Raw genomic sequence first — 13323 nt, 5'->3', positions numbered from 1 at the left:
GGAGCAATCCCGGGCGCCGCGTTCATGCTTCCAGACTAGAAGCCGCCGAAGCTACTCGTGCTTCTCGCCCTTCTGCTTCGGGTCCAGGTGCCCGCCCTGGCGGCCCTCGGCCTGGTTCGCGCCGATGTCCACCGCCTGCAGGTCGCTGTACTGCGAGCCCGGAGGGTTGGCCAGGCGGAAGCGCGTGCCGAAGTCCATCAGCGTGAAGCCGATGAGCAGCACCACGAACGCGATGGACACCCCGAACACCAGGCGGTTGGCGCCCCGGTGCTCGGACAGGTGCATGAAGTACAGCGCCACCAGCGTGCCCTTCACGCTGGCGATGACGAGCGCCAGCAGGAGACCGAAGTCCGGCAGGTGCATGCGGCCGGTGTAGACGGTGACGAGCGTGAGCACGAGCAGGACCACCCAGATGACCACGTAGCGCCCGGCGCCGTGGTGCTCCTGCATGTTCTGCTCTTCCTGATGTGATTCGTTGGCGATGGCCATGTCGTAGCTCTCAGACCAGGTACAGCATCGGGAAGAGGAAGATCCACACCAGGTCGACGAGGTGCCAGTACATGGAGCCCAGCTCGACCATCGTGTAGTTGTTCGCGCTGAAGTCCCCGACGCGGTACGCGCGCACCGTGGAGAACATCAGCACCGTCATGCCGATGAGGACGTGCAGGCCGTGCAGCGCGGTGGAGGCGAAGTACACCGTGAAGTACAGCGGGGCGCCCGGCAGCTGGATGCCTTCGTAGAAGTAGTACCGGCCCGGCAGCGTCCCGACCTCGAACTTGTGCTTGTACTCGAAGTACTTGATGACGAGGAACGCCACGGCCATCAGCAGGGTGAGCACGAACATGTGCCCCACCATCTTGTTCTTGCCCTCCTTGGCGTAGTGCACCGCCATGGCGGCGGTGAACGAGGAGGTGATGAGCACCACCGTGTTGACGGTGCCCATCGTCAGGTCCAGCTCGCGGCTGCACGCGGCCCACGCTTCCGGGAACAGGAAGCGGTACGCCGCGTAGCACGCGAACAGACCGGCGAAGAGCAGGATTTCCGTGGCCAGGAACAGCCACATGCCCAGCCGCGCCGCGTGCTTCTGCACCTCCAGCGACGCGAAGTGGGCGGCCAGCTTGGGACCGGGCACCGAGCCCGGCGTCACGTGCGCGCTAGACATCCGACACCTCGCCCTTGCCCGTGTTCGGATCCACGTAGAAGTGGGGCTCCTCGGGATACGTCGGCTGGGGGCCAATGAAGTTGTGGGTGGGCGGCGGCGACGCCGTCAGCCACTCGTAGCCCTTGCTGTTCCACGGGTTGTCCGCGCGCTCGCCGTAGATGAGCGCGTACGTCAGGTAGATGGCGATGATGATGAAACCGAACGCCAGCAGCGACGCACCGGCCGTGGACGCCACGTTCAGCGCCTGGAAGCGCTCCGGGTACTCGTAGTAGCGGCGCGGCATGCCCGCGTTGCCCACGAGGAACTGGGGGATGAACGTCGCGTTGAAGCCCAGGATGATGAGCGCCGCGGACACCAGGCCCCACCCCTCGTGGTACATCTTCCCGAACATCTTCGGGAACCAGTAGTGGAGCGCGGCCAGGAAGGCCATGATCGTCGCGCCCACCATGATGAAGTGGAAGTGCGCCACGACGAAGTACGTGTCGTGCCACGGCACGTCCAGCGACACCGTCGCCACCGCGATGCCCGTCATGCCACCGAACACGGTGAAGAACAGGAAGCCGCAGAAGTAGGCGAACGGGGTGCTGAACTCCACCGCGCCCTTGTAGACGGTGCCCACCCAGTTGAAGACCTTGATGGCGGTGAAGACGCCCACCAGCATGGACAGCACGCCGAACACGCCGGCGTTGAAGGTCGACTGGCCGGACACGAACATGTGGTGGCCCCAGGCGAAGAAGCCCACGAAGGCGATGCCCACGCTGGAGTACGCCACCGCGCGGTAGCCGAAGATGTTCTTGCGGCTGAAGGTCGCGACGACCTCGCTCATCACGCCGAACGCCGGCAGCACCATGATGTACACGGCCGGGTGGCTGTAGAACCAGAACAGGTGCTGGAAGAGGACCGGGTCGCCGCCGCGGGCCACGTCGAACATGCCCAGGCTGAACAGGTTCTCCGCCGTCACCAGCAGGAGCAGCAGGCCAATCACCGGCGTCGCGAGCACCTGGATGCAGCTGGTCGCGTAGAGCGCCCAGACCATCAGGGGCATCTTGAACCAGGTGATGCCCGGCGCCCGCATGGTGTGCGCGGTGACGATGAAGTTCATGCCCGTGAGGATGGAGCTGAACCCGATGATGAACGCGCCGAAGAGCACTGGCGCCACCGACGTCGTCGTGTGCGCGCTGTACGGCGTGTAGAACGTCCAGCCGGTGTCCAGGCCGCCGTTGAGCATGCCCCAGAGCGCGAAGCCCGCGCCCGCCAGGTACACGTAGAGCGACAGCAGGTTCAGCCGCGGGAACGCCACGTCCTTCGCGCCCAGCATCAGCGGCAGCATGAAGTTGCCGAAGATGGCCGGGATGGCAGGGATCATGAACAGGAAGATCATGACGATGCCATGCAGCGTGAAGACGCGGTTGTACGTCATCGCGTCCATGATGGTCGGACCGGGCGTCAGCAGCTCGATCCGGATGAGCAGCGCGAAGATGCCGCCCACCAGGAAGAAGAGCAGCACCCAGGCCATGTACATGATGCCGATGCGCTTGTGGTCCACCGTCAGCAGCCACGACTTCACCGTGGTGCCGTCCGTCAGGTAGCTCGGGTGGTGGCCGTGGTCGTCGGTCGCCTCATGGCCGGGGACTGCCCCCGGCGCGGCGATGCTACTGGATGGGGTCATAGGCGGGTCCCTCGGAAGCGCTCTCGCGCACGTTCGCAGTGCGCAGCGACTTGATGTACTCGACGATGGCGGCCGACTCGGGGCCCTGCAGCTTGCCCTGGTAGGTCGGCATCACGTTCTGGTAGCCGGCGACGATGTGCGCGCCCGGGTCCATCATCGACTGGGTGATGTAGGCTTCATCCACGCGGATGTCCTGGCCGTCGGCGAGCTTCTCCGTGCGGTCGTACATGCCCAGGAAGGTGGGGCCAATGTGCCTGGAGCCGTCCACCGAGTGGCAGCCGAGGCAGCCCTGCGTGCCGACCAGCTTCTGGCCCTGCTCCGACATGCGGGCCGCGGGGGGCACCAGCGAGGTGTCCGCGAGCGCGTCCTGCCGGTCCTGCAGGCGGCCGCGCTGCTGCTCCTTCAGCCAGTTCTCGTAGTCCTCCGGCGCGAGCACGACGACCTCGGCCAGCATCTTCGAGTGCGACAGGCCGCAGTACTCGGTGCAGAGCACCTGGTACGTGCCGGGCTTCGTCGCCTCGAACCAGGCCTGCGTGTAGCGGCCCGGCAGCGCGTCCATCTTGATGCGGAAGGACGGGACGTAGAAGGAGTGGATGACGTCGCGGGACGTGATGAGCAGACGCACCGGGCGGTTCGCCGGGACGTGCAGCACGTTCACGCCGTTGGGGCCCTCCGGGTAGGAGAACTTCCACATCCACTGCTTGCCCATGACGTAGACATCCATCGAGTCCTTGGGCGGGGTGGTGTACCAGGTGAAGTCCCGGAACCCGATGGCGAACCACGCCAGGAAGAACACCAGCGGCACGGAGACGAAGAGGAACTCCGTCTTCAGGTCCGGCACGACGTATTCCGTCGTCTGGTGGGCCTCCCGCCGACGGTAGCGGAAGAACATGAAGAGCGCCGCGAGACCGACGCCCGCGGACATCACCATCGTCGTACCGACGACGAAGTAGTGCAGGAAGTCGACCCGTTCCGCGAACGTGGACGCGCGCTCCGGGAGGAACAGGAATTGGTTGGCCAGGTCGCTCATGTAGTCGCGCCTTTCTTCAGCTCGCGCCTCCAGAAATAGATCAGCATCGTGGCCAGGGCGCCGAAGACGGCAAGGGAGCCCAGGCGGATGAATCCGAAGATGTAGAAACCGTACCGCCGCGTGGCGGTGTCATACTTGAAACAGGACATGACGATGCGATCGAAGCTCGTCCCAACCCGACCGCCCGCCGCTTCCAGCAGCGCGAGCTTCGCATTCTGGCGGTCGAATGACGTGCCGTAGAGGTAGCGCGAAATGCTCCCCTCCGGGGTGAGCACGGTGACCACCGCGGGGTGGGCGTACTGCTTCGTGCTCGGCTCATACGTGTACTGGAAGCCCACGGCGTCGGCGAGCTTGCGGATGTTCTCGTCGGTGCCGGTGAGGAAATGCCAGGGGGCCGACTCCGGCTTGCCCATGGACTGCAGGTACTTGCGGCGGCGCTCCGCGCTCTGGCCCGGGGTGTCCTTCGGGTCGATGCTGACCGTGAGGGCCTCGTAGTCCTTGCCCAGCTCAAGCCCCAGGTCGCGCATCACGCGGACCTGTTCGTTGAGGACGAGGCTACAGAGCATGGGGCACTCGTAGTACACCAGCGTGAGCAGGGTGGGGCGCGTCTTCGACAGCAGGCCCCCCAGCCGCACTTCTTCCCCCGAGGAGTCCAGGAAGCGGGTCTCCAGCGGGATGGGCTCGCCCAGGTGCTCCTGCACGTCCACGCCGCTGATGGGCGGGGGCAGGTCGGAGTCCGCCTCCACGATGGCGCGGGGCGTCCGGCCTCCGCCCGGCAGGGCGGACGCCGGCAGGGCGCTGGCGAACACCAGCGCGACCGCCGCGAGGAGCCCGACGGAGCGGGCGGAGGTGTTCGGGAGGAGGGACGGCATGGCGGGGGCGCGGCTCGGGTGAAGGGGGAGCGGGTGGAACCTACTTCGTCGGCGCGGGCGTCGGGGGCGTCGTCTGCGGCGCCGGCTCGGGGGCCGGGGTCGGGGTCGGGGCGGGCTGGCGGGCCTTTTCGGCTTCGGAGGCCACGACCTGGTCCATGGCCTGGTCGATGGTCTTGTGGGCCCTGACGCCCGGCTGGTCGCCCCAGCCGTTCTTCACGGCCTGCTGCTGGCCGCCCAGCTTCTCCACCGCGCGCCAGTCCTGTTCGAACAGGCGCTGGTTCACGATGCCAATCTCGTACTGGCCCACCGCGGCGGGACGCGGCGGAGGACCGTCCGGCTGGGCCTCCTCCATGGTGACGACCTGGATGCGCCAGGCCCACACCGCGCCCACGAAGAAGAGGACCATGGCGCCAACACCGACGCCCACGACCTTCCCCATGACGATGTGGTCTTCCTCGGCCGCGACGCCATGCGCACCGACGATGACCCGGGACTCGACTTCGGACTGGGTCTTCTTCATGGCTGCACGTACCTCAGGGACTCCGCGATGTAGGGGTCCTTCACCGGCAGCGTGTACCGACCGCGCGCCCGCATCAGGGCGTAGCCCACCGAGACACCGCCCACGCCCACGAAGGCCGTGAGGAGCGTCCAGTGGAACGTCGGGCCGGCCTCACCGGAGAACGCCGGCCAGATGAGCCAGTACAGGTCCACCGCGTGGATGAGAAGCAGATACACGGCCATCGCGGCCAGCAGGCGGGGCTTCTCCTTCAGCTTGCGTGACAGCAGCATGAAGAAGGGCAGCACGAAGTGCAGCCAGAACAGCGCGATGGACATGGGGCGCCACGCGCCGAACATGCGCAGGCCGTACCACGGGGCCTCTTCCGGGATGTTGGCGATCCACACGAGGAGGAACTGGGAGAAGGCGATGTAGGCCCAGAACGCCGTGAAGGCCAGCATGAGCTTGCCCAGGTTATGGTAGTGCGGAATCTTCACCACACTTCCGTACAGGTCCTTGCCCTGCGCGTTGACGGTGATGAGCGTCAGCATGCAGAAGGCGGCCAGGAAGCTGCCCGAAAAATAGTAGACGCCGTAGATGGTGGACTGCCACATCGGCGTGAGGCTCATCAGCCAGTCGAAGGCGGCGAACGTGATGGTGAGCGCCAGGAAGGGCAGGGCGCCCGGGGAGAAGCGGCGCTGCTTGACGGTGAGGTCCAGCCCGCCTGCCTCATCCTGCTGCGTGCTCCAGGCGTAGAGGCGGCTGCTCACGAAGATCCACACCGCGAAGTAGATGACCTGGCGGATGCCGAAGAACGTGGGGTTCAGGTAGCCGTGCTGCTTGTGGGCCAGGTGCTCCAGCTCCAGGCCGTGGATGTTGGCGAGCAGGGGCGAGCCCGGGAACCAGGGGTACAGGTACTTCAGGGCCGGAATCAGGCCCAGGAAGAGGACCGCGAAGACGGGCACCGCGATCGCCATCGTCTCCATGGCGCGGCGCAGGACGATGAGCCACTTGGCCTTCGCCGTGTGGAAGATGGCCAGCATGATGAGGGCGGCCACGCTGATGCCCGCCCAGTAGGTAAAGCCCAGCAGGTAGCTGAAGCTGGTGGCCTCGGGGTTCATGAAGAACCCCACGGCGGTGAGCACGAGGCCCACCACGCCCAGGCCGAACGCGGGCACCATCAACTTGGGCGTGCCGGTATAGCGCTCCATGGCAGTCATCGGTTCTCCTGCGGGACGGGCTGAGCCCCTCCGGGGGTGCTACGGGCGGCCTGCAGCGCGCGCACATAGGCGACGACGGCCCAGCGCTCACGCGTGTCGAGCTCACCCGAGAAGGACGGCATGATGCCGTAGCCCTCGTTGATGGCGGTGTAGAAGTGGCCGGCCGGCTTGTCCGCGAGGTCCAGCAGCGACGGCGGCAGGCGCAGGGCCATGTTCTCCGCGACGACGCTGTCGCCGTCGCCGAGCACGCCGTGGCACTGCGCGCAGACGATGTTGTACTTCTTCTGACCCAGCGCGAGCAGCGGCTTGTCCACCGTCATGGGGACGTTCGTCACCGCGACGCCGTTGGCGCGGCCGGTGCTGATGCCGGGGTTGCCCACGGGGCGCTCGCGCGGAACGGTGCCGGCGGGGGGCACGCGCATGGCGCGGCCGTCCGGCCAGAACTCGGAGGCCTCGTAGTACTCGTACTTGGCCTGGGTCTCCATGCGCTGGAGGAATTCACTGCTGACGTTGCAGCCGGTGAGCGCGGCGAGCCCCGCGGCGGGGATGAGCCACCTCATTCGTTCTCTCCCGAGACGACGGTCACCTGGGTGGCGCCCAGGGACTTCAACTGGTTCGTGGTGTCCGTCGCGTCCTGCCCCGTGGGGTGGGGCACGCTCAGCCAATAGCCGTGCGTGGACGCGCTGCGGAAGGCTTCGAACTCGAAGGCAGGGTGATACGGCTGGGGCAGCTTGCTGAGGCCGAGCAGCCCGAAGACGATGCCGAACGCGCAGAAGAGCACGGTCAGCTCGAAGGTGATGGGCACCCACGCCGGGAGGCTGAGCAGCGGACGACCGCCGATGTTGAGCGGGTAGTCGATGGTGTTCATCCACGTCTGCATCGCGAGCGCGGTGACCATGCCGGTGAGCGCGCCACCCAGGGCGATGAAGGGCACCCGCGAAGGGGGCAACCCCAGCGCTTCCGACCCGCCGTGCAGCGGATACGGAGAATAGGTGTCCATGCCCTGGAAGCCCTTCTCGCGCATCTGCCGGGTGGCATCCACGAGGGCATCCGGCGTGGCGAACTCGGCCAACACCCAGGAATCGAGGACCTTGGCTTCCATGACGCTAGTGCGCTCCGTGCGAGGCCGCGGCGGAATCCGTGCCGTGGTGGCCGTTGGCGGCGTGGGCGGCGTGCTTCAGCTCCAACTGCAGCTCCTTCACCTCGCTCACCGCGACGGCGGGAACGAACTTGAGGAACAGCAGGAAGAGGGTGCCGAACAGGCCCAGCGTGCCGATGTAGATGGACCAGTCCACCCAGGTGGGGCTGTACAGGTCCCAGGAAGACGGCAGGAAGTCCTGGGAGAGTGAGGTGACGATGATGATGAACCGCTCGCACCACATGCCGATGTTCACCGCGATGGAAGCCACCCACATGATGGGGATGCTGGTGCGGCACTTCTTGAACCAGAAGATGTTCGGCGTGATGACGTTGCAGGCGATCATCAGCCAGTACACGCCGGCGTAGGGGCCGGTGGCGCGGTTCACGTAGAAGGTCCAGATCTCATACTGGTTCTGGGAGTACCAGGCGACGAAGTGCTCCATCATGTACCCGTAGGACACGATGAGGCCCGTCGCGAGGATGACCTTGTTCATGTTCTCCAGGTGGCGGTCGGTGATGACGTCCCGGAGGCCCAGGTACTTGCGGGCGGGCACGATGAGCGTGATGACCATCGCGAAGCCGCTGAACACGGCGCCAGCCACGAAGTACGGGGGGAAGACCGTGGTGTGCCAGCCCGGGATCTGCGACACGGCGAAGTCGAAGGAGACGATGGTGTGCACGGACACCACCAGCGGCGTCGAAATGCCAGCGAGCAGCAGGTAGGCGATTTTATAGTTGTGCCAGTGCCGGCCGGAGCCGCGCCAACCCAGGGCGAACAGGCCGTAGATGGTGCGCTGCAGCTTCGTCTTGGACGAGTCGCGCAGGGCCGCCAGGTCCGGGATGAGGCCCACGAACCAGAACAGCGCGGACACGGTGAGGTACGTGGAGATGGCGAACACGTCCCACACCAGCGGCGAGCGGAACTGCGGCCACGCGCCCAGGGTGCTGGGGTAGGGGAACAGCCAGAAGGCGAACCAGGGACGGCCCGTGTGGAGCAGCGGGAAGAGGCCGGCGCACATGACCGCGAACAGTGTCATGGCCTCCGCGAAGCGGTTGATGCTCGTGCGCCACTTCTGCTGGAAGAGCAGGAGGATGGCGGAGATGAGCGTGCCGGCGTGGCCGATACCGACCCACCAGACGAAGTTGACGATGTCGAACGCCCAGCCCACCGGCTGGTTGTTGCCCCACACGCCAATGCCGCGCGCCAGGGTGTAGGTGACGCCGATGACGAGCAGTCCCAGGGCGGCGGACGTGATGCCCAGCATCATGAACCAGCCCTTGCCGGGCTTGCGCCAGACATGGTCCAGCAGCGTCTCATTGAGGGACTTGTCGTCGTGGTGCGGCGCGACGAGGTCCCGGGGCTCGAGCGGGTCGAGCGGGAGTGCGTGAGCGGTCTCGGCCATGACGGTCAGTGACCTCCTTCGGGCGCCGGCTTCGACTCAGCGGGAGCAGTGGCCACGAGGGCAGGGTTGGGGTTGCGCAGACGGATGAGGTGGGCGGTGCGGGGACGGGTGCCCAGCTCGTGCAGCAGCCGGTACGCGCGCTCGTCCTCGTGCATTTGGGTGACGCGCTGTGCGGGGTCCGCCAGGGAGCCGAAGGCGATGGCCTGCGTGGGGCAGGTCTGCTGGCACGCCGTCTGGAGTTCCTTCTCCTGGATGAGGCGCTTCTCCACGCGGGCGTTGATGCGCACGCGCTCGATGCGCTGGACGCAGTACGTGCACTTCTCCATGACGCCGCGGTTGCGCACCGTGACGTCCGGGTTCATCAGCATCTTCTCGGTCGGCGTCTTGCCCTGCGTGTAGTGCAGGTAGTTGAAGCGGCGGACCTTGTAGGGGCAGTTGTTGGAGCAGTACCGCGTGCCGACGCAGCGGTTGTACACCATGTCGTTGAGGCCCTCGTCCGAGTGCACGGTGGCGTTCACCGGGCAGACGTACTCGCAGGGGGCCTTCTCGCAGTGCACGCACGCGACGGGCTGCATGACCATGGCGGGGTTGCTCTCGTCGCCCTCGAAGTAGCGGTCGATGCGCAGCCAGTGCATCTCACGGCCGCGGCCCACCTGCTCCTTGCCGACGACGGGGATGTTGTTCTCCGCCTGGCACGCCACGACGCACGCGTTGCAGCCCGTGCAGCGCGACAGGTCGATGGACATGCCCCACTTGTAGCCTTCCTGGGGCGTCTTCGCGTACTCGAAGCTTTGTTCGAGGACCGTCTTGCCGTCCTCGGTCCGCTGGCTCACGAGCATGTCCCGCTTGCCCGGCGTCAGCTCGCCCTGGACGCGCTCCAGCACGTGCTCGGTGGCCTTCGAGGGGTTCGCCAGCTCGCTGACGGACATGTCGAGCGCCAGCGGGCGGCCCTCCATGCGCCAGTGGTACTGGGTGCGGGCGAAGGTGTGGCTGCCCCGGACCTTGGTGAGCTTCGCGCCGCCGTCGAACCAGGGGGCGTTCACGCTGCGCAGCAGGTTCGCGTTGAAGCCGACGCCCTTGGCCACCACCTCGTGCAGGCCGGTGCGGCCGTAGCCCAGGGCCACGGTGACGGTGTCGTCCGCGTTGCCGGGGAGGATGGTGACGGGGACCTGCAGCTTGCGGCCGCCGTACTCCAGCTCCGCCAACTGGCCGTTCTCCAGGCCCAGCTTCTTGGCGGTCGCGGGGCTCAGGATGGCCGCGTTGTCCCAGACGATCTTCGTGATGGGGTCCGGCAGCTCCTGGAGCCACGCGTTGTTCGCGAAGCGACCGTCGAGCAGCTTGTAGTCGGCGACGAAGTTGATCTCCAGGTCGCCGGCGGACGGCGGCTGGTACGCGGACACCGTGGCGGCGGCGGCGCCCACGTCCGGCGCGGTCGTCACGGCGGTTGCGAGGGTGCCGGGGATGACGCCCTCGGAGACCCAGGTCTCCCAGCGGGACTCGAAGTCGCCGCGGCCGGCCTCGCCACCCTGCGCCGTCCAGTACTCACGGAGCATCTGGTAGGCGGGGCGGAACGGCTCGTCGAGGAACAGCGCGTACAGCTCCGCTTCCGGCACGCCGTTGAAGAGCGGCTGGATGAGGGGCTGGGCGATGGACACCGTGCCGTCCACCGAGCGGCCGTCGCTCCAGGTCTCCAACTGGTGCGCCAGGGGCACGAACCAGTCAGCGTACTTGGAGGTCTCGTCCTCGTAGTGGCCCGCGTACAGGACCGACAGGGCCTTGCGGTTGGCGTTCTGCTTGGGGTCCAGCACCTCCGCCAGGCCCGCGTCCACCGGGAGGGCGTAGAGGGGGTTGCTGGCGGTGATGACCAGCGTGTCCACGCGGCCGGCCTTGATGTCCTCCACCAGGGCGCGGATCTCCGCGAGGCCGGAGGCCTCCGGCGCGGCGGCGGGGACGACCTTCACGGTCGTGCCCACGTTGCCGAGGGCCGCGTTGATGGCCTGGGCGAGCGCGTGCACGGCGGCGGGCTGACGCTCACCGGCGAGGACGACGCCGCGGCCGGCCTTGGACTTGAGGTCCTGGGCCACGGCCTGCACCCACGAGGCGACTTCCGGGCGCAGCGTTCCGCCCTTGGCGGAGGCGGCCAGGGAGCCCGCGGGGCCACCGACGGCCTGCGCCAGCGCGGCGGCGACGCCGAAGACCTCCTGCGACTTCACGCGCAGGCGGTGGTCGGCCATGCCGCCGGTGATGGACATGCGGTGTTCGGCCACGTAGAGGCGGTTGAGTTCGCCGTTCTTCGGGTCGCGACGGTCCGCGAACTGGCGCGACACGCCCAGGTTCTCCGGGCGGCTCTCCAGGAAGTCCGCGTCCAGGGAGACGATGACGTCCGCGCGGGTCAGGTCGTAGACGGCCTGCACGGGCTGGCCGAACAGGGCGCGGTGCGCGGTGTCGGCGGACTCGTGGGAGATGGACGCGAAGCTGTGGAACTTCGCGGCCGGCAGCTTGCGCTGGATGCGGGCCTTGATGTCCGCGAGCAGCGGCGAGTTGATGGGCTCCGAGAGGAAGCGCAGCCGGGCGCCGCCGTCGCCCGCGGCCTTGGTGCCGACGAGCGCGGAGATGTCCTCGGCGAGCACGCGCAGCGAGCGCGGGTTGTTGCCCTGGCGCAGCACGCGGGCGCGCTGCGGGTCATAGAGCGACAGCAGGAAGGCCTGCTCGAAGATGCCCGCGGCGCCCTGGTTGACCGGGTGCTGGGGGTTGCCCTCGACCTTCACGGGCCGACCCTCGCGCGCGGTGATCAGCAGGCCGGAGGTGTGGCCGGCGAGCGTCATGCCGGAGGCGTAGTGCAGCGGGTTGCCCGGGGTGATCTCCGGCGGCGTCTTGGTGTACGGCACCATCCGCTCGTCCTGCGGACGGGTGCTGCACGCGGTGGCGCCGGCCAGCGCGAGCGACGCGCCGAGGATCTGCATGAACTCGCGGCGGGCGAAGCCCGTGGGGGGCAGGTCCGCGCCGACGGGGAACTCCGGGCGGGTCTCCTCCAGGAACTCCGGCGTGGCGAGCTTCTCCTCCAGGCCGAGCCAGTACGTCTTGCCGTACGCGCCTTCCGCCGGGATGGAGCGGGTGGACGCGTGCTCCAGGGCGACGGCCACGACATCGTCGTGGTCGTGCGCGTGGGGCTTGGCCTCGTTGCTTCCCGTGACGACCGGGAGCGCGAACGACGAGGGGAGGTCCTGCGCGGGCGCGCTGTCAGGCTTGGTGTTCATCGGTGGCATGTGGAGCAGCTCGTGCGCGAGTGAACGTCGTATTCTTTGTAGAGCTTGTCGGCGAGCGCCGCGGCTTCGGCCTTATCCGCCGGAGGAGCCCAGGTCATGCTGGTGATGAACTCCGCGGGGCGGAGGCTGGGCTTCGGGTCGCGGTGGCAGTCCAGACACCAGCTCATCGTCAGCGGGGCGGCCTGCTCGATGGCGCCCATCTGGTCCACGCGGCCGTGGCAGGTGGCGCAACCGACGCCCTTGCCCACGTGGATGGAGTGGTTGAAGTAGACGTAGTCCGGCAGGTTGTGGACGCGAACCCAGGGGATGGGCTGGTCGGCGAAGAACGCCTTGCGGACCTCGGTGAGGTACGGGCTCTTGTTCCACACCTGGGCGTGGCAGGACATGCACACGGTGGTGGAGGGGATGCCCGCCGACGGGGATTTCTCCACCGTCCAGTGGCAGTAGCGGCAGTCAATCTGTTCGTCGCCGGCGTGGTGCCGGTGGTCGAACTCGATGGGCTGTTCCACCGGGTGTGCCTGGTTGGTCACGAGCGGTGAGCGCACGTAGGCCAAGAGACCGCCGATGGCGATGGCGGGCACGGCGAGGAGCATCGCGGCCGACAGGCGCGACACCGTATTCGTCCAGCGTGGGAAGAGAGGGCCGCTCATACCAGGACCAGGGGCAAGGGGACTGAAGGCGACATGAAAGCAGGGGTGGACGCGTCAATGCCGTCCGGCGCGGAAGTCGAGGGTGCCATCCCGGCCCCGGTGGACCGGGCGGGCGGTGGCTCCTGGCGCTCAGACGGCAAGGCAGTCACGTCCAACGAACCTCTAGGATGGTGCCGTGGGCGTGGGTCCCTTATGCATTTCCCGACCCAACGCGGCGCGGGACCATCATTCATCGACACGGCAGTGTCAACCATTCTGTGGGGAGTGGGAATACGGAGCGCATAGCACTTCCACGCGGGTTGGCGACAAGTTGCCGCACCCGGGTGATGAATCCCGCTTCTGGCGATCGGAAGGGCCATTGCGCGTCACGCGGCCACGCAGGGGATCAATCCCTCTCAGCGTGCGCGCGATACAG

At 67.4% G+C, this 13323-nt stretch carries 12 protein-coding genes; all 12 read right to left on the bottom strand.

Going from position 1 to position 13323, the window contains the following annotated elements; all coding sequences use genetic code 11:
- Window positions 1–51: 51 nt before the first annotated feature.
- Genes OV207_RS27295 through OV207_RS27240 form a run of 12 tightly spaced genes read right to left on the bottom strand, consistent with a single transcriptional unit; the run spans window position 52 to window position 12908 of the window.
- Window positions 52–489 (bottom strand): cytochrome C oxidase subunit IV family protein, encoded by a 438-nt coding sequence (locus OV207_RS27295; RefSeq protein WP_267557994.1) that lies wholly within the window; start codon window positions 487–489, stop codon window positions 52–54.
- 10 nt (window positions 490–499) lie between these two features.
- Window positions 500–1162 carry a cytochrome c oxidase subunit 3 family protein gene (locus OV207_RS27290; protein WP_267557993.1) on the bottom strand — a complete coding sequence of 221 codons (663 nt, stop codon included), beginning with the start codon at window positions 1160–1162 and terminating at the stop codon, window positions 500–502.
- On the bottom strand, window positions 1155–2831 hold the full coding sequence (locus OV207_RS27285; RefSeq protein WP_267557992.1) for a cytochrome c oxidase subunit I: 1677 nt from the start codon (window positions 2829–2831) through the stop codon (window positions 1155–1157). Before OV207_RS27285 ends, OV207_RS27290 begins: the two co-directional genes overlap by 8 nt.
- Window positions 2815–3861 (bottom strand): cytochrome c oxidase subunit II, encoded by a 1047-nt coding sequence (gene coxB, locus OV207_RS27280; RefSeq protein WP_267557991.1) that lies wholly within the window; start codon window positions 3859–3861, stop codon window positions 2815–2817. The genes OV207_RS27285 and coxB overlap by 17 nt, the downstream gene beginning before the upstream one ends.
- The gene (locus tag OV207_RS27275; RefSeq protein WP_193430809.1) at window positions 3858–4733 is read right to left on the bottom strand and encodes an SCO family protein; all 876 of its coding nucleotides are present in this window, start codon (window positions 4731–4733) and stop codon (window positions 3858–3860) included. Before OV207_RS27275 ends, coxB begins: the two co-directional genes overlap by 4 nt.
- A 40-nt stretch (window positions 4734–4773) precedes the next feature.
- Window positions 4774–5253: a hypothetical protein gene (locus OV207_RS27270; RefSeq protein ID WP_267557990.1), complete on the bottom strand. Its 480-nt coding sequence runs from the start codon at window positions 5251–5253 to the stop codon at window positions 4774–4776.
- Window positions 5250–6449 (bottom strand): hypothetical protein, encoded by a 1200-nt coding sequence (locus tag OV207_RS27265; RefSeq protein ID WP_193430811.1) that lies wholly within the window; start codon window positions 6447–6449, stop codon window positions 5250–5252. The genes OV207_RS27270 and OV207_RS27265 overlap by 4 nt, the downstream gene beginning before the upstream one ends.
- Window positions 6446–7009: a c-type cytochrome gene (locus OV207_RS27260; protein ID WP_193430812.1), complete on the bottom strand. Its 564-nt coding sequence runs from the start codon at window positions 7007–7009 to the stop codon at window positions 6446–6448. The genes OV207_RS27265 and OV207_RS27260 overlap by 4 nt, the downstream gene beginning before the upstream one ends.
- Window positions 7006–7551 (bottom strand): DUF3341 domain-containing protein, encoded by a 546-nt coding sequence (locus OV207_RS27255; RefSeq protein WP_193430813.1) that lies wholly within the window; start codon window positions 7549–7551, stop codon window positions 7006–7008. The genes OV207_RS27260 and OV207_RS27255 overlap by 4 nt, the downstream gene beginning before the upstream one ends.
- Before the next feature lie 4 nt (window positions 7552–7555).
- Window positions 7556–8992: an NrfD/PsrC family molybdoenzyme membrane anchor subunit gene (gene nrfD / locus OV207_RS27250; protein ID WP_193430814.1), complete on the bottom strand. Its 1437-nt coding sequence runs from the start codon at window positions 8990–8992 to the stop codon at window positions 7556–7558.
- A 5-nt stretch (window positions 8993–8997) separates the two neighbouring features.
- Window positions 8998–12249 carry a TAT-variant-translocated molybdopterin oxidoreductase gene (locus tag OV207_RS27245; protein ID WP_267558151.1) on the bottom strand — a complete coding sequence of 1084 codons (3252 nt, stop codon included), beginning with the start codon at window positions 12247–12249 and terminating at the stop codon, window positions 8998–9000.
- Window positions 12246–12908: a cytochrome c3 family protein gene (locus OV207_RS27240; protein ID WP_193430815.1), complete on the bottom strand. Its 663-nt coding sequence runs from the start codon at window positions 12906–12908 to the stop codon at window positions 12246–12248. Before OV207_RS27240 ends, OV207_RS27245 begins: the two co-directional genes overlap by 4 nt.
- Between the last annotated feature and the right edge of the window lie 415 nt (window positions 12909–13323).

The sequence above is a fragment of the Corallococcus sp. BB11-1 genome (genome assembly GCF_026626625.1).
GTDB classification, from domain to species: Bacteria; Myxococcota; Myxococcia; order Myxococcales; family Myxococcaceae; genus Corallococcus; species Corallococcus soli.
The sequence above is the reverse complement of the archived record's forward strand: the minus strand, read 5'-3'. Positions and strand labels throughout refer to the sequence as shown.